Raw genomic sequence first — 17591 nt, 5'->3', positions numbered from 1 at the left:
CTTATGCGTTCTTATGGTACGATACATAGAGAGAAATCAGCTAAGAAGGAGTTGCGTGTATTGCCAAACGTTATTCAACGATCTTTAACCCTTGATGACATACCAGACCTTGTCGCATTGTCAAAAGAGGTCGATTGGCCTGATTACAATGCGGAAGAGCTCACATCTCTTTTAACAAATGGACACTTTACCGGTTTTACAACAACTGACGGACAAGTCATTTCATGCGCTGGACTTTTTCAGTATGACAGTGTGGCATCAATTGGAGCGGTCATTGTATCTGAGACACATCGAGGCCTCGGTCTTGCCCGTCAAATGATTGACACACTGCTTCGTCATAGTGATCCAAGTGTCCCTGTCGTTTTAACGGCTACTGTACAAGGACAGCCAGTTTATGAAAAAATCGGCTTTCAGACAGCCGGTTATATTCATACATACAAAGCACAAAAAACAAATCCTAGTGCGCTTCACCCGTCACATCAGATTCATCTTTTTCCCGCTGATGAAACGCACCTCCCGTCTATTGAAAGGCTGGATGAAAAAGGCGCAGGGACCAATCGATCAAACTTCTTAATAAAGCGAATGGAGCGAGCAGCATTTAAACTGATCGCAAAGGATGAACACCACGAAATCACCGGCTTCGCGTTTGGTGTGGAAACACCAGCTAATCTGATGATTGGCCCGCTTGCAGCAAACGATGAACAAACGGCGCTATCACTCATTCAATCACTTCTCACGTCTTATTCTGGCGCCTTTCGTATAGATATGCAGGAAGAAACAGCTGAACGCCTGCATGCATCACTTGTAGAAGCAGGATTTACGAAAACAAACGTCGCACATTTTATGATGATTCGCGGGAACGAAAAGCAGAACGATCCGGCGCTTCTCTATTTCCTGGCCTCACAAGCATTTTCATAAAAAATCAAAAAGCTGTAGACAGATGTTGTCTACAGCTTTTCTTATTTACTTTTCGCCTACGGATGAGAGGACTTGAGCGAGTGCATTTGTGACCTTGCCATGCTCTGATGCATGCGGCCGGTCATCTCCGTCTCCATAGCCGTAATCAATCATGCGATTACGGTTTAAGCAAAGCTTTGTCAGCTGAGGCTGGAATAGATCAAATAAAGCAAAACGATCTTTTAGCTGTGGAAATTGCTTTTGATACTGCTGAATTTCTTCTGCAAGCAAGCGCCAAAGCGTCGTTTCATCTAACAGATTGTGATTGTCTAACACGTTTGACACGTAACGAAGATTGCAAATAAACAGACCCGTAAAAATAAATTGTACAAGACCCTCAGGCGGCTCACTACGCAGCACTTCCTTTAGATCTTCTTCTAATGAAGCCAATTCAGGCAGCGGTTGATCACTAATGTTCACATCATCAACAAAATCTTTGATCGCCAAACGATGCGGCTTGTGATCTTTTAATACAAGAATTGTATTTTGTCCGTGCGGTGAAAACACCGTGCCATATTGATACATAAAGTGCAGAAGCGGCGGCATGACAACGTGGAAGAATGACGCCATCCATTCTTTTGCTGACAGACCCGATTTCTCAATGAGCTGCTTCAGATAAGGCTCGCCTTCATGATCTTCATACGTCAGTGCCGCCAACGTAACAGGGCTCTCCCCTTCATCTAAATACGTATAAATGCTTTCTCTAAAAATGACTCCAAGCATTTCAAGGTATTGATATGGCGCACCAGGTAGCTTGCTGTAATAAGGATGATCAACATTGATACTCGCATTCTCACCCGGTAAAATCACGCGGCATACATCGGATAAATAGGCGTCTTGATCGGCGATTCCTTTAATATGTGCTGTAATACGAGGAGCAATCACCGTACGTTCTGATGGGAGCCCCCGGTACACTAGCGTATTTAAAATACTCATTGGCAGTTTAATATGATGCTTGCCTTTATTTGAGATGTTTGTAAAGGTTCTGATCGATTGCTGTGGAATATATTGATCCAGCCCTTCTCCTAAATACACAATACGGCGCATGGCTAAATCTTCAGGGAAATGCTGGATGATCATATGCGTCCACTGCCATTTATGAACAGGCATCATATAATAATCAGCCGCATTCAGCCCTTCATCCTTTAACACACGTTGGAATTGACGAATCGTGACTTCGTCTAATTCTTTGGCAATGATGTGCTCATAGTTCTCATGATCGACCGCATGGAAAGTCGCAAGTTCTCGGTGAACAGCAATCCAAGACAGCTGCACACATTCCTGCCTTTCAGGTGCATAGGCTAAGTAATCATCGTAGCTGAATCCAATACGCCCTTTGTTATAGACGATCCACGGATGACCAGTCATCTCGCCCTCAATCCATGCATAATCTGTATCTGTTAGCTCATCTGCACGAAGTGCTTTTTTCGACAGCAAATGAACATCCGCTAACAAGGTATGGTGAAGCTCTTTGATCAGATGACCAGTTGTTTCAGAAGACATTGGGATGATTGGCTGAATGTCTAGTAAAAACACAATGGCACTAACATCCTTTGTCCATGTTCCGTCTTGACAGCACTCGATCGATTCAGCAATCGTATCAAAACTATCAAACAAACGAGGTTTTGCGAGATAACGATATTTCTTCTGATCGTGAATGATTAATTCATATTGGGCGATGCCATCCTGATGATTTAGCTGAACGGGATGCAGCATATCCTCATACATATATTCGGACAGCATTTTTGCCACCATTCGCTGGTTTGCTTTTTTCCAAGCAGCAGGATTGACCGCTTTTTTCAATTCATCTTGTACACTCATCGGTTCATCCTCCTTACCCTTTGATTTCTTCAAATGTATTTGCGTGTTTATGTGTACCGAATGTCTGGAAAACATGCTTTTGATAAAGTGGATACACAGGTCGACGAGCCAGTTCATTGATAATGACACTGTTTCGGTACGCCCCTAGCCCTAAATCTGGTGCGCCTACTCCATGTGTATGAAGCTCTGCATTTTGTACAAAAATATCATTCTCACCTAATGTGTTTGTTTTCAATCGATATTCACGTTCAACCTGGAAGCGTCCTTGATGATCCCACTGAATATGATGGGAAATCGGATCAATAAATGGTGGTAATACAGATTGATAGCCCGTTGCCAAGACGACAATGTCTGTCTCATGCGTAAAGGATTCCTCTTTGACCCATTGATTGCATGAAAGCGATAAGCCGTCCCTCGTTTCCTCAATCAAATTGACTTCCGTCATCGCCTGCAGCACGGTGTTCAGCTGCTCTCCGCAAGCAGAACGTTCATAAAGCAAGTGATAAATATCTCGGATCATCGCTGAGCTGATGCCTTTATACAGCAAATCTTGCTGCTTTAATAGCGCATCTTTTTTAGGCTGAGGAAGCTCATAAAAGAAATCAATATAGTCTGGAGAGAAATACTCAAGACCCAAATTTGAATATTCCATTGGGAAAAACCCTTTAGAGCGTGTAAACCAATGAATATCCTTCGCCTCATCGTCTGATAAAATGTCATAGAATACTTCTGCCGCACTTTGACCAGAACCGATGACCGTCACGGATTTTCCTTTAAAACAGCCTTCTTTCTTTCGTTTCAAGTAATCAGCAGAATGAAACACCCGATCCCCTAAAGCTGGCTGAAGAGATACTGGTACCGCAGGCTGTGTGCCGATACCTAAAACAAGATGCTTACTTTCAAACACCTCTACCGTTTGATCTTTCACATGACGGACATGCACTTCATATCGTTTTTCTCCAGCTTTTTCAACGATGGAGACAGATTCGACATTCATGCCAAATCGGCAAGAATCTAATTGATCCGCGACCCAGCGGCAATAATGACTATATTCCTTGCGCGGGATATGGAAGTCTTCTAGAAAGTAAAATGAATACAAACGGTTTTGTTCCTGCAAATAGTTGAGAAAGCTATATTTACTTTTCACATCCGCCATACTGACAAGATCCGCTAAAAAGGGGACTTGAAGTGTTGTCCCTTCAATGAGCATACCTGGATGCCAGTGGAACGCTTCACTTCTTTCAAAAAACAAAGCGTCAATTTCATCTACTTCTTCAGATAATGCAGCAAGCCCTAGGTTAAATGGTCCAATGCCAATCCCAATGACATCCACTACATTATTTTGCTTGTTGAACCGCGTCATGGTTATACTTCCTTTCAAATCGATCTCGATGACAAAACATCAAAAGACCTGTTTTATCTGGTAAAGTAACTGGTTTCACACGTTCGAATCCACACTTTTCAAAGACATGAATCATTTTTTCGTTCCGAATATCTGGCTCAGCCACGATTTTTTCTGTTCGTTTGTTCTGCTCAAACTGAAATGCTGTCATGGCTTGAAGCAGCGGAGCCGCAAATCCTTTCCCTACATAATCTGGCTCTCCAATTAACAGGTGAATGCCTTGATCATGCGGAGAAGGCTGATAGTACGATTCAATGATATCCCCTTTCACATTGTATGCTTCAAAATAGCTCATCGGCGTGCCATCAATGGTTCCTAAATAAAGGGTTTGATGCGGATCATGAATGGCCTGATAAAAGTGCTTTTCAAAAGCAGGAAATGGAATATTCAAATGCCAAAATGGGTGGACATACTCTTCTTGCATCCACTTGTGGACAAGCTGGACGTCCCGTTCATATTCAGCGCGAATGAACCCAATTCGATGCCTCATCCAATCAGCGCCTCCTCATGTAAAAAGAGCGGATTCAATACAGACGTGTACCTGGATTGAGTTTCTAAAGAACCCGTCAGCTCATCCATATCTTCAAACCGCGTGAGTAAGTTCGCTTTTGAAGGCAGCTCCTGTGACCGAAGAAGACTGTTCGTCAGCTCAGATGCACCATATGTCTCTTCATGCGCAAGCAGTGTGTCTCTAATCAGGGCTAATAAATCTTCTTCTTTTGCAAGCCCCTCTGTACCAAAACCATTCACAAGACCAAACAAATGATTAAAGAAGAAATAGTAACGCAGTCTCTCAACCGCTACATCGTCTGCACAAATGGTTTCACTTCTGACGCTTAAGTTTTGAACAAGCTTCGCAAGCTGATCCTTTTTCGATTCGCTATAATAGTAGCCTTGGTTGTCACGATAATAGAATGTGTGCGGATATCCATTCTTTAGCTGTACGACAGCATTTTGCTGATGGGCTTCAAGGGCAAGTCCATACGTTTCAAACAGCCAAAGCATCGGCTCTAACGCAATCGATAAATATTGTGTGAACCAATCACGGCTAACATCTTCTGTTGATCTGCCTTCAGCGTCTGCTAATTCATGGATAATGCCTGAAAGCCTTGATTTTCCTCCGTATGCATGATCCTGACATAGCCCTGCAATTAAGCTTGCCCCTTTTTCATGATGCAAAAATGGATTTTGACGAATGACGACTTCAAAGCCAGATTCCGCCTCATCCCCTTGAATAGATAGATACGCAGGATCTTCAATCACACGGAATCCAGAGAATTTGTCATATAATGAAACGCCTAATTCTGTTTTTAAGATACGAGACATCTCAACTCCGCGATCAAGTTCCTTTTGTTTGTTAACGCGTAAAGAGTTTGTGATCTTTACAGGGACAGAGAATTTAAGCATGTACGCAGAGTCTTTTTGATAGACCGTTCTAAAGGAAGATGTCGCTGTGTATTCAGATCCTAGCGGCCCTAAATACGTCAGCATTCCGTCCTCTATATAACGCTTGACGAACGCTTTCTCCATGACCACTTGGACTTGTAGCGGATGAATCGGAATCAGGACATATTGACCGCCTTCTGTTAACGTCGTCAGTCTCTCTTTTTCTTCTGGCATCTGGCGCATGAGCTCCTCAAACATGAGGCTTGCCGCAGACTGTGAAATTGAAGAATCCTGAAGCACAATTGACGGATGTGCTTTAAAGTAATGAAGCTGGAAAGAGCCTTTCAGCTCAGGAGAATAAATAGCTTCCTCCTCTTCTGTCATTCCTTGTCTGCTTTTTGGTGTAGGATGCGTTAAATGCCCAAGAAGGAGTGACTGCTCCGCTTCGATATATTCAAAATCAGCTGAAGAAAGAGCTGCTCGATCACTTTCTCTCTCTCTGATGAATCGTTCAATATTCCGGCAGCTTAAAATGATGCGAAGCATGAACTCATCCTCTGCATCTGTGCGGCCATATTCAATGAGAAGTTCCTTTGAACATAAAGCAACAAGTGTGGTGTAATCGATGATCGTTCCCTGTTGCTCACTGCCTTGCGGGCGAAAGCGAACGGGAAAATCAAAGAGATGACGGCCTATAGGCGAAAAATATCGAATCGGAATGACAAGCTCAAGATCTTGTTTTGCTAATGCTGCTACAAATACAAGTGAGCCGTCTGCTTTTGTCTCTTTCTTTGCAGATCGATCAATTCCTGTTTCACGTAAAAAACAGTTTAAAAAGCTTTGCATCGTTGCATTTTCAGCCATTTGTTTATATTGACTCAACGTAGTACCCTCCCGGATTGAATATGAGCGATCCCGATATCAACAATGTCAGAAAGGATTTCCTCAATATGTGTAATAGTCGTTCTCGGATTTAACAAAGTGAATTTTAAGCATGTTTGACCATCGGCTACTGTTTTTGCTACGACAGCCGTTCCTGTTTGGAAAAGTGTGCGATGAATGATTTTATTGATGTCATCTGCTTGATGATCATCTATAAAACGGAACACGACTGCATTGATTTCTGGATTAGGATTGATCACCTCAAGATGCTCATTTTTCTCAATCAACGTAGCCACATCTTTCGCAAATTGGATGGTATGGTCAATGATACTTGCAAATCCTTCTTCTCCAATCATACGCAGAGAGAGAAGGAGTTTTAGCGCATCAAACCGGCGCGTCGTCTGAACAGATTTATTCACGAGATGCAGAATGCCTTCCAGTTCATCTTCCTTTGGATTGAGATAATCTGCATGGTAATCAATCAAACCAAAATATCTTTTATCCTTTAGTAGAAATGCCCCGCAGGAGATCGGCTGATAAAATTGCTTATGAAAGTCGATCGTGATCGAATCAGCAAGCTCGATGCCATCTAATTTTCCTCGGAACGTTTTGCTTAATACAAGCGCTCCTCCATAGGCAGCATCTGCATGAATCCACAAACCGAAAGGCTTCACCATGTCATATATGTCACGTACAGGATCAATACTGCCAAAATCAGTTGTCCCGCAAGTCGCCACGACTGCAAATGGAAGCAAATCCTGCTCCTTAAGCTCCATAAGCTTCTTCTGCAAATCATGCAGGTCCATTCGGTGATGTTCGTCTGTCTCAACTAACACAACAGCCTGTTCACCTAAACCTAGCTGAGATGCTGATTTTTTCACAGTGAAGTGGGCATTCTTGGAGCAAAGAATCCGCATACGGTTTGCCTCGCTCGGCAACCCTTTCTGCTGTACATTCCATTGCCATGTGTTTTCGCAAAATGCATCTCTTGCTAAAAGCAGTCCCATGTAGTTAGATTGGGTTCCACCGCTCGTAAAGGTCCCATCTGCTCGTTCTCCATAAGAAAATTTTTCACATAACCACTTGAGGATTTCCTCCTCAACCAAAGATGCAATGCCGCTTTGATCAAAGGAATCCATTGATTGGTTAAAGGAACTTACGATCACCTCTGCTGCCAGAGCAGGGATAAGAGGTGGGCAATGCAAATGTGCCAGGCATTTAGGATGTGACACATCAACCAAATGCGGTAAAAGGTGATTTTTTATATCTTGAAAAACAGACTCAATGGATTCACCAGCCGGTTGTATCTGGAATAACGATTCGACATGAGTCGCTAATTTCCCAGGCAATATTCCGCTATACGGTCCTCTGCTTGTTTGCCACTCTGCCAGTAAACTGTCGATGGATGTGTAGAGAGCCGCTTGGAAGGACTCCCTCCCAAGCTGGCTTTGTTGAATAAATAATGAATCGACAGATGGTTTAGTTGACTGCATCGTAAACTGCCTCTTTAAAAATCGTGATGACTTTTTCAAGCTGTTCTTCTGTCATGATCAAAGGCGGTAAGAATCGAATCACACTTCCAAAACGGCCTCCTGTCTCCACAATTAAGCCTTTATCAAAACAATTCTTTTGAATGAGACTGGCTAGCTCTGGATTTGCTGGATAACTGCCGTCCACATCCTGTTTCTCATCTGGATTCACAACTTCAACACCAATCATTAATCCTCTTCCTCGCACATCACCGAGAGCAGGCACTTGTTTTTGAATGTCTTTTAGATTGGCCTGCATACGCTGACCAAGCGCTTCTACATGATCAAGCAGATTGGTTTCTTTTATATATTTAAGCGTAGCAGTTCCAGCTGCCATCGCCATTTGATTTCCTCTAAACGTGCCAATGTGTGCACCTGGATTCCATTGATCTAAGTCTTTGTCATAAATCACAACGGATAGTGGCAGGCTTCCCCCAATTGCTTTTGATAACACAATGACATCTGGCACAATACCAGCATGTTCAAAGGCAAACATCTTACCAGTTCGGCCGATGCCTGATTGAACCTCATCAATAATAAGTGGAATTCCTTTTTCTTTTGTGATTCGTCTCATTTCTTGTATCCATTCAATTGATGCCGGGATGGAGCCGCCCTCCCCTTGCACCGCTTCAAAGATCATGCCTGCTGGCGGGAGAATTCCACTCTCAGGATCATTTAATACACGCTCAATATAAGAACTGGAAATGCGATGTGAGTCTTTACCGCCGATTCCAAATGGGCAGCGGTATTCATATGGATAAGGCAGGAAGTGAACATCTGGCATTAATCCTTGTACTTTTTCTTTTGGCGATAAGTTGCCGCTTAATGACATCGTGCCATGCGTAGCACCATGATATGCTCCGTGGAATGATAGAATGGAACGATTTCCCGTCGCTGTCTTGACTAATTTAATTGCTGCTTCTATAGCATCACCACCAGTTGGTCCACAAAATTGAATTTTTGCTCTTTTTGCAAACTCTTCTGGCAAGTGAGAAAAAATCTCATTCACAAATTCTTCTTTAATCTCTGAAGTGATGTCCAGCGTATGCAACGGTCTTTTTTCATGAAGCATACGTTCAATAGCATCTATAACAACCGGGTGATTGTGACCAAGGGCAAGTGTTCCTGCACCTGCTAGGCAGTCATAAAATTCTCTACCATCTGCATCTGTCACGATCATACCTTCGGCTTTTTGCATGGCTAATGGGAACCGTCTCGGGTAAGACCTTGCATTAGATTCTCTTTGACTTTGTTGCTCTAAAAATTGCTGATTTTTAGAAACGGTTTTGATGGACATAATAAAACACTCCTCCAATTGATAAAGATTATCATTTTCATTTACTAGCCTAGAGGATGTAAGATACGAAAGTCAATTGTATTCAAAAAGATGATTCTAAAAGCATATGAATGCTATATTCTCTTTTTAACGAGTAATTTCGTGTATTTTTTACAAACATCTACAGCCATAAGGGCGATGTAACGTTTGAGTATGAAAAATATTGAAAAAAATTACAAAACAATTCTCCTAGTTCTTTTGCTCTATGCGTTGTAGCTCCCTTGCTTGATACGCGACGGCCGAATGAAATGAATGCAGTAAAACAAAAAATGAACGTTATTTTATCTTGATATAAATGGTTATGATGGTATAATTTCTCTGAAACGAAAGGGAATCGAGGGAGATCTGATGATTTTAACGAAGCATGACCTTCACCACTACTTGGCACAAGATCAGAAAGCACTTGCAATCAATCGAAAAAGTCCAAAGTGGCTTGGGGATGATATTTGGAAATATCAAAGATATTTACGAAAATATGAGTACTATACGAATAGCGGTGCTACGTTACGCAAATGGTTTTATCGTTACTTACATAAAAAGAAAGGCATGCAGCTTGGCTTTGATATCCCAATTGGTGTATTTGGACCTGGGCTCAGAATCAACCATACTGGGCTGTTGATTGTGAACAAGCACGCCAAAATCGGATCGTTTTGTGATATTCATCAAGGCGTGAATATCGGTCAAAACCATCATGAAAAAGATGTGCCCGTCATTGGAGATCATGTATGGATCGGCCCTGGCGCTAAACTGTTTGGAAATATTTATATTGCGAATCATATTTCCATCGGAGCAAATGCAGTAGTGAATCGCTCCTTTCATGAAGAGCGGATTGTCATTGCAGGTGTCCCTGCTCAAAAAATAAAAGAAAAAAGCCCTTCTTTATGAAGGACTTACTTGACCAAAGCAGTGAGCCACATGAGATAAAATAAGATGGATAAACATGAGGATCATCCTGCCCGATCCCCATCACCATTTATCCTAAGATGCTTTGGCGCAATCAAACCATCAATCGGTAGCAACTTGAAGTGAAACAAATCGCCACAGCCGTACTCTCTAATTTGCGTTGGAGTACCCGAAGACCAGCATGAGAAAGTACAAGACAAAGACGAGGATGGCAATCGCATAGATGAGAATGGACACAATCAGTACTGTCCAGCCCAACCCTTTTCTTCCTGTTTGAATGAGATATATTCCAAGTGTGAAGAGCCCGAGTAAAAGACCTAAGATGGCCCATAACCATTTATTTTTCCCGTGTTTTGGTGCATCAACGAATAGGTAGATTGCGACTAAGATGGATACAAACCAACCTGTAATCCATTTCACATTCATCCGCCACCCTTCTTTTTCAATTTATTGAATCTTACTATACTTTTTTCCTAATCTTAAAAACAACTATTCAAATGAATGATTCGGAAGGCTTTGCCATTCTTCTCTCAGCATCCCATACCGCATCGAATCATAATACTCCCCTTGATAGTAACGTACCTTGCGCAGTCTTCCCTCAAGGATAAACCCGCATTTCTCTGCGCAACGCATCATGCGTTCATTTCCAGACCAGGTGGTCAGGCCGATGCGTGGGATATCAATGTGTGAAAAGAGTTCATCGATCCATAGACGCAATGCCTTTGTACCAACGCCCCCATTCCAAAAACGTGAGTCATAAATAAGAATCCCACACTCCAGCCAGCGTGTGCGTTCATTCTCCCAATAATAAGAAACTGTGCCCTTTAATTCACCTCCGACATCAATGCCAAATAGTTTTGGCAGGACAGAATCATCCTGTAAATAGCGTTTTTTAAATGCAGCAAGCGATATGTCATGTTCAATAAAATACGGAGCATTCCACTTTCGATAGGCCTGATCTGGTGCTTTAAACCTTAAATGCCATACCACTTCTAAATCGGTTTCGTCTAATGGACGTATGCTCACAATCTCTTCTTTTTTTCCTTTCATCTGTTCACGTTCCTTTACTTTGTCGTTCTTTTAGCAAGATGACGATACTCGATAGGCGTCATGCCTTCATTTTGCCGAAACAGCTTTGAAAAATAAGTAGGGTCATCAATGCCTACATGTTCTGCAATGAGAGCTATTTTTTCATTCGTTGAAGCAAGCAGGCTTTTGGCTTTTTCAATTTTGAGTCGATTGATGTACTGGCTCGGCGTCAGTCCGTACACGGTCTGCATGCACCTTGTCATGTAATCAGGATGATAATGAAGAATCTCTGCCAGCTTCTCCATCTGTAATTTTTGCGTAAAATGACGTTCAAGATAGTGAACCACTTCTGAAGCGACAGTCTCCTTTGCACTTGGAATATGAAATGCTTCTTTTTGTAAATGAATGAGCATTTCCTCAAATTGAAGCTGCTTTTTGAGCTGAAGTTCAGACGCATCATCATTTAAAGCGCGCATCGCTGAAAGATGCTTCTGTAGCACGCTTCCCCCTTTCACTTTTCCTTTTCGGGGCAGACGAAATTCATAGCTTGCTGCTTTTTCAAAAGTGGCTTGATTTTGCTTCATGTCAAACCAGTGTTCTCTCGGCCGATCTGTAAACTCAAATGAATCAATTGAAAAATGCAGCCACTCATAAAGTGTTTCTTCTTTGCATGGCAGATGTCCACCATGGGCAAGTCCCGGTGATAAGATGATATATTCTCCCTCTTTTACATGATGAGGCACTTCGTCTTCTGTGATCCACAGTTCACCTTTCGTGACATAAAGAAGATCAAAGACGGTGAAAATTCTGGAGATATGTCGTTCTCCTGGGTGGAATACACCTTTACCTGAAGCAATATAGACTGAAAATGGCGGTACAGTAAATGTAATAAACGGACCCATATTCATCCCCTTATGAAGTCGGATTTCTCCAATAAGTTTCGGTTTCATCTCTTCTTATTATAGTCGATGCAAGGTACACTATAAATCGGATTTATACGAAAGAAGGTGATGTGATGAAACCACAAGCACTCACAATACAAAAGGTTCAAGCCAAAAGTGAAAAATTCCACCCTTCATTATTTGCATTAACTTGGCCTATTTTTATCGAAATCTCTTTATATATGCTGATGGGGAGCGCAGATACACTGATGCTCAGCCAGTATTCTGACAATAGTGTTGCCGCAGTAGGGGTTAGTAATCAGCTATTAAATCTATTGATTGTGATGTTCAGCTTCATTACGACTGGGACGACGATTGTCATTGCGCAGCTTTTAGGAGCGGGCCGCAAGCAGGAAGCGACCCAAGTTGCCTATGTATCACTAGGCACTAACTTCCTCATTAGCTTTGTGATCAGTCTTCTTATGTTTGTGTTAGCTGTGCCCATCCTGACTATGATGGGATTATCTAGCGAGCTCATGCCAGATGCAACCGTCTTTTTACAGATTGTCGGCCTGCTTTCTTTTATTCAGGCGCTCATTATGACCTATAGTGCTATTTTAAAAAGCTATGGATTCACGAGAGATACGATGTATGTCACCATCGGTATGAATCTGTTAAACGTTGCTGGTAATTATTTGGTCATCTTTGGACCATTTGGCTTCCCTGTATTAGGTGTCATGGGTGTTGCTCTTTCCACATCATTTGCACGGTTAATCGGTCTAACAGCCATGATTCTCATTGTTCGACACCGCATTGGATTGCGGTTTTCATTCAAGCGAATGTTTTACATCCAGCGAACGCATTTGAAAAAACTGCTAAAAATCGGCATTCCTTCTGCTGGAGAACAGCTTTCTTATAATGGCTCTCAAATGATTATTACGCTGTTTATCACATTTATGGGCACGCAAGCACTGGCAGCAAAAGTCTATACCCAGAATTTGATGATGTTCATTATGTTATTTGGTGCCGCCATTAGCCAAGGAACGCAAATCTTAATTGGGCGCCTGATCGGGGCGAAAGAATTTGATGCGGCCTATCGAAGGTGCATGAAAAGCTTATACTGGGCCATTGCCATCTCACTTCTTTCTTCGACTGCTTTATCTTTATCATCGACGCATTTACTTACTTTTTTCACTAGCAACAGTGAGATCATTCAAATAGCGAGCGTCCTCCTCATATTGACGATTATTTTAGAGCCTGGACGTTCTTTTAATATGGTCATCATCAACTCCTTGCGGGCAGCTGGTGACGCGAAGTTTCCAGTCTATATGGCGATGATTTCAATGTGGGGCATCGGCCTTCCAATCGCTTATTTATTAGGCATTCAACTTGAGATGGGCCTGATCGGGGTTTGGATTTCTTTTATCGTGGATGAATGGGTAAGAGGTATCTTCATGTATAGGCGGTGGCGTTCAAGGGTGTGGACGGAGTACCGGTTTACTTCCACATAAAAAGGACTGCGGGTGCAGTCCTTTCAGATTGTTGACAAAGGGCTAAAACGAACTTTATTTTACCCCTTTGTCTTCTTTTCATTACGTAATATCTTCTAAAATAAGTGCTTTTTCTTGTGTTGAAATATATGACCGCTTCGTAAAGACGCGGTATTCGTTTTCTCTAGTTTTATCTAGAATAGCCTTATAAAAGTGAGCAGCTGCTTTCACTGGTATCCTTGAATAAAGTGGGAATTCATGGAGATGGTCAAAAAATTCCTCATAGTACGCCTCTGCCTCAAACGCTATATATTCCCATACATGCTGGAAGGCTTGATTGACGATCCCTTCTTGTAATTCTTGCTCTGTATACCCAAATTGATCCATGACTTGTTTTGGCAAATAAATGCGGTTCCTTTCCGCCTTATCCTCACCAATGTCTCGAAGAATATTGGTCAACTGCATGCCAATCCCAAGGGAAATCGCGGCTTCTTTTAGCTGTTCTTTTTTACGCGGTGCAATGATCGGAAGCAGCATTAATCCAACTGTACTTGCGACATGATAGGAATAAATGAGCAGTTCATCTAACGTTTCATACCGGTGCTGCTCTAAATCCATCTCCTGTCCACGCAGCAGGTCACGGAATGGGGATTCATCCATACGAAACTGTTGAAATGTATACTCCAGCGCCACCCACATTGGATCATCACGATCTACTTCTCCTTGCAAGAAACGATCAAATGCCTCCTGAAAAGACGCCAGTTCTTCCTTTGGTGAAGGAGACTCATCTACAATGTCATCCGCTCTCCTACAAAAGGAATAAACAGCCCAAACAGCCTGTCTTTTCTTTTTAGGCAGCATGGAAAAGGCACGATAAAACGTTTTTGAATGGGTTTGAATGGTCTCTTCACATATTTTCAATGCTGTTTGCACATCAACCACTTAGCTTCACTTCCTTTCTGTTGTTCAGATCTTTAAGCAGTACAGAAGCCATGAGCTTTGCACTTTGCATCACGATCGGTACCCCGCCGCCGGGATGGATGGAAGCACCTACCGCATATAGATTGTCTACATCTGCAACCTTTACTTGCGGGCGAAACACACCTGATTGAAACAAATTAGGAGCGAGTCCAAAGCTGCCGCCTTCAAACAATCCTTCTCGCATTGAATCATTCGGTGTTCTCACCTTATGCCAGACAACCGCCTCTCGCAGCTGTGGAAAGCCTCTTTTTTCAAGACGCTCCACCATTTTATCCACAAAGTCTGTCTCTTGTTCCCAGTTGATGTGATCTCCTGATGGAACAGGAATGAGCATATATAGGACACTGCTGCCTTCTGGGGCAAGGGATGGATCGATGGTCGATGGATTAAACGTATAAAATGATGGATCTTGAGGTATCGTTTTCGTTTGGAACACCTCTCTCATATGCTGATCAAAGTGTTCTCCCATGAAAAATTGATGAACAGGTGCTTCATCGTATACTTTGTTTAACCCTAGATACACCATCACGCAGCCGGAGGATGGAACGTATTTACGCCGGTCTTGTTCACCTAAACCAAGCTGTTTTAACGCCGCTGGATAATCTCCGTTCATCACAAATGCATCAGCTGCTATGTGCTCATCATTTATTTTTGCCTTGACCACACGTTTCCCCTCAAACTCAAATTGTGCGACTTCTTCACTTTTTCTTATGTGTACACCCGTCTTTAAGAGCTGTCTCTCCAATATATCTACTAAACTCGCATATCCGCCTTTTAAATAGTAAATTCCGTGTGCGTGCTCACTATATGAAACAAGCGAATAAATGGCGGATGCTTCATACGGATTTCCTCCGACATAGAGGGTTTGAAGTGCATATGCATCTCGGAGGCGCTCATCTGAAAAATATTTTTTGAGAGAACTTTGAACGGTTCGATATGCTTTTAATTTCATTAAAATCTTCATGTTCGCTTTTGTAAAAAAGGTTCGTTTTTCATGAAATGATTTTTCTAGAAAAGCTTCCTGCCCTTCTTGAAACCGATCCGTCATTTCTTGCATAAATGTTAAATATCCCTGTTCTTCCTTTGGAAATACACGTTTGATTTCTTCTAGTTGTCGCCGTGTATCAGAGTATTTCGTGTAGGAAGTTCCATCTTGATAGTGGATCGTATACAGCGGATCGAGCTGCAAGAGATCAAGAGATGTTTCATCAATGCCTACGTCATGTAAAATGCCTCTTAACATATCAGGAAGTAGGACAATGGTCGGACCTTCATCTACTTTATATCCTTTCTCACGTACAAAAGCAAGTCTCCCGCCGAGCCGTTCATTTTTTTCAACAAGGGTGACATCATGTCCAGCTTTTTTTAAATAGAGGGCTGAGATCATTCCGCCAATACCGCCGCCAGCAATCAATATATGTTTTTTCATGAGGCGCTCCCCTTTTCTTGATGTGGCACTCTTTTGTGCGTATGTTTCTCTTTTGCCAGAATCGCATTTGTCGTAATACGCGCTGATTCTAAAATGGTTGGCAATCCACTGCCTGGGTGGGTTCCTCCACCAACGAGCCAGCAGTGTTTCAACTCATCAAATTCATTATGCGGCCTGAGTACCATCATCTGCGTCAACTGATGACCCAGATTAAATGTAGCTCCTTCATATACATACAGCTCTTCTTCCCAATGCTTCGGCGTGATCATCCGCTCGACTTCAATATGCTGCCTGATATTCTTAAAGCCCGTTTTCCGCTCCAGTGTATCCAGCACAAGCTCTCTAAATTCTTCTTGATGCGCTTCCCAGTCAATACCGCTTTGATTATTGGCAACGGGTGCTAACACATAAAGAGCGGACTTGCCTTTTGGCGCAAGCGAATCATCTGTCACACTTGCATTTTGAATATAAATGGACGGATCATCCGGCAGCTCAAAGGTTTTCGTAATCTCTTTGACGAACTTCGCATAGTCATCGGAAAAAACGATGGTATGATGTGGCTCATCATATATCGTATCTAAACCTAGGTACAGCATAAAGGTGGAGCATGAGAATTTTTTCTTTTTCAGTTTCTTCTCGCTATATTTCTTTAAAAGACCCGGCTCTACAAGCTTTGTCATCACGTGTGCAAAATCACCATTTACGACGACCTCATCTGCCTGTATTTCTTCACCAGTTTCTAAGCGAATGCCCTTCACTTTCCTGCCTTCCGTCAGCAACTTGTCAACTCCAGTTGATAGATGAAGGGTAGCCCCAGATTCAACAGCTGCCTTTGCCATCGCTTCTGACAGCTGATTCACTCCGCCTTTCGGATGATAAACGCCTGTGTCATGCTCCATAAAGGAAAGAATTGAGAACGCTCCTGGGCATTCCCAAGGTGACATCCCTAAATATTTTGATTGGAATGTAAAGGCATATTTCACTGATTCATTTGAGAAATAATCCGACAGCACATCATATAAGCTTTTATTTAATGAGAGCTGTGGAAGTGCTTTGATGACTTTTGGACGCAAATAATGATGGAAACGATCCATTTTACTTTGTAGAATCGGCGTTAGGCGGTCCATTTTTCGTTTTGTATCATTCATAAAATGTACATACCCTTCGCCCTCACCAGGTGCAAAGGCTTCTAGCCGTTTGTACATTTCGTCTCGATCTCGAATCATATCAAGCTTCTCATCTTGAAAGATTAATCTATACATTTCTTTTAATTCAATCACATCTATATAATCATAGAGATTTTTACCGGCAAAGGTGAACAGTTCCTCTGCAATATGAATCATACTGAGAAAAGTAGGACCTGTATCAAACGTGAAATCACCAAGTTGAAACTTAGAGTTACGTCCGCCAACAAAGGACTGTTTTTCATATATATGAACATCATGTCCTTTGCTTTGCAACATCATAGCTGCTGCAAGTCCCCCTGGTCCTGCTCCGATCACAATGATTTTCATTATCCTTTTTCCTCCAAATTAATTCACTTTAAGTTAATTATACAAATTGAA

15 protein-coding genes are annotated in these 17591 nt (G+C 42.2%); 3 read left to right on the top strand and 12 right to left on the bottom strand.

Annotated elements, in window-relative coordinates; all coding sequences use genetic code 11:
* The first annotated feature begins 60 nt into the window (after positions 1 to 60).
* Positions 61 to 918, top strand: coding sequence for a GNAT family N-acetyltransferase (locus ACTJKA_RS07540; RefSeq protein ID WP_348936634.1), 858 nt, complete (start codon positions 61 to 63; stop codon positions 916 to 918).
* Between the two features lie 45 nt (positions 919 to 963).
* Here ACTJKA_RS07540 and ACTJKA_RS07535 read toward each other — a convergent pair whose 3' ends face one another.
* Genes ACTJKA_RS07535 through ACTJKA_RS07510 form a run of 6 tightly spaced genes read right to left on the bottom strand, consistent with a single transcriptional unit; the run spans position 964 to position 9274 of the window.
* Entirely contained in the window at positions 964 to 2778 is a 1815-nt protein-coding gene (locus ACTJKA_RS07535) for an IucA/IucC family protein (RefSeq protein WP_440607670.1), read from the bottom strand.
* Between the two features lie 13 nt (positions 2779 to 2791).
* Entirely contained in the window at positions 2792 to 4141 is a 1350-nt protein-coding gene (locus ACTJKA_RS07530) for a lysine N(6)-hydroxylase/L-ornithine N(5)-oxygenase family protein (protein ID WP_047945522.1), read from the bottom strand.
* Positions 4116 to 4670: a GNAT family N-acetyltransferase gene (locus ACTJKA_RS07525; protein ID WP_008348567.1), complete on the bottom strand. Its 555-nt coding sequence runs from the start codon at positions 4668 to 4670 to the stop codon at positions 4116 to 4118. The genes ACTJKA_RS07530 and ACTJKA_RS07525 overlap by 26 nt, the downstream gene beginning before the upstream one ends.
* Positions 4667 to 6448, bottom strand: coding sequence for an IucA/IucC family protein (locus ACTJKA_RS07520; protein WP_440607669.1), 1782 nt, complete (start codon positions 6446 to 6448; stop codon positions 4667 to 4669). The genes ACTJKA_RS07525 and ACTJKA_RS07520 overlap by 4 nt, the downstream gene beginning before the upstream one ends.
* Entirely contained in the window at positions 6445 to 7941 is a 1497-nt protein-coding gene (locus tag ACTJKA_RS07515; protein WP_440607668.1) for a pyridoxal phosphate-dependent decarboxylase family protein, read from the bottom strand. Before ACTJKA_RS07515 ends, ACTJKA_RS07520 begins: the two co-directional genes overlap by 4 nt.
* Complete coding sequence (locus tag ACTJKA_RS07510; RefSeq protein ID WP_017360200.1) at positions 7928 to 9274, bottom strand: aspartate aminotransferase family protein; 1347 nt, start codon at positions 9272 to 9274, stop codon at positions 7928 to 7930. The genes ACTJKA_RS07515 and ACTJKA_RS07510 overlap by 14 nt, the downstream gene beginning before the upstream one ends.
* 387 nt (positions 9275 to 9661) lie before the next feature.
* Between ACTJKA_RS07510 and ACTJKA_RS07505 the strand changes: the two genes are divergently transcribed.
* A complete protein-coding gene (locus ACTJKA_RS07505; protein WP_322536338.1) occupies positions 9662 to 10198 on the top strand; it encodes a serine O-acetyltransferase in 537 nt (178 codons plus the stop codon).
* 168 nt (positions 10199 to 10366) lie between these two features.
* On the opposite strand, the gene ACTJKA_RS07500 is transcribed toward ACTJKA_RS07505, so the two are convergent.
* The 3 genes from ACTJKA_RS07500 to ACTJKA_RS07490 form a co-directional block, all read right to left on the bottom strand.
* On the bottom strand, positions 10367 to 10642 hold the full coding sequence (locus tag ACTJKA_RS07500) for a hypothetical protein (protein ID WP_008348576.1): 276 nt from the start codon (positions 10640 to 10642) through the stop codon (positions 10367 to 10369).
* A 63-nt stretch (positions 10643 to 10705) separates the two neighbouring features.
* Positions 10706 to 11266: a GNAT family N-acetyltransferase gene (locus tag ACTJKA_RS07495; protein ID WP_035392472.1), complete on the bottom strand. Its 561-nt coding sequence runs from the start codon at positions 11264 to 11266 to the stop codon at positions 10706 to 10708.
* A 14-nt stretch (positions 11267 to 11280) separates the two neighbouring features.
* Positions 11281 to 12147, bottom strand: a complete 867-nt coding sequence (locus ACTJKA_RS07490) for an AraC family transcriptional regulator (RefSeq protein WP_336749567.1) — start codon at positions 12145 to 12147, stop codon at positions 11281 to 11283.
* A gap of 113 nt (positions 12148 to 12260) precedes the next feature.
* Between ACTJKA_RS07490 and ACTJKA_RS07485 the strand changes: the two genes are divergently transcribed.
* On the top strand, positions 12261 to 13637 hold the full coding sequence (locus ACTJKA_RS07485; protein WP_336749566.1) for an MATE family efflux transporter: 1377 nt from the start codon (positions 12261 to 12263) through the stop codon (positions 13635 to 13637).
* A gap of 81 nt (positions 13638 to 13718) precedes the next feature.
* Here the strand turns inward: ACTJKA_RS07485 and ACTJKA_RS07480 are convergent, their stop codons facing one another.
* The 3 genes from ACTJKA_RS07480 to ACTJKA_RS07470 are packed head-to-tail and all read right to left on the bottom strand — an operon-like array spanning position 13719 to position 17540.
* Positions 13719 to 14558 carry a phytoene/squalene synthase family protein gene (locus ACTJKA_RS07480; protein ID WP_017360206.1) on the bottom strand — a complete coding sequence of 280 codons (840 nt, stop codon included), beginning with the start codon at positions 14556 to 14558 and terminating at the stop codon, positions 13719 to 13721.
* Positions 14551 to 16026: a phytoene desaturase family protein gene (locus ACTJKA_RS07475; RefSeq protein WP_046526629.1), complete on the bottom strand. Its 1476-nt coding sequence runs from the start codon at positions 16024 to 16026 to the stop codon at positions 14551 to 14553. Before ACTJKA_RS07475 ends, ACTJKA_RS07480 begins: the two co-directional genes overlap by 8 nt.
* The gene (locus ACTJKA_RS07470) at positions 16023 to 17540 is read right to left on the bottom strand and encodes a phytoene desaturase family protein (protein ID WP_171465165.1); all 1518 of its coding nucleotides are present in this window, start codon (positions 17538 to 17540) and stop codon (positions 16023 to 16025) included. The genes ACTJKA_RS07475 and ACTJKA_RS07470 overlap by 4 nt, the downstream gene beginning before the upstream one ends.
* Positions 17541 to 17591: the final 51 nt, after the last annotated feature.

Source organism: Bacillus sp. 22190, assembly GCF_052045575.1.
GTDB lineage: Bacteria > Bacillota > Bacilli > Bacillales > Bacillaceae > Bacillus > Bacillus altitudinis.
Note: the sequence above shows the minus strand (reverse complement) of the source record. Positions and strands in the feature narration are given on the sequence as shown.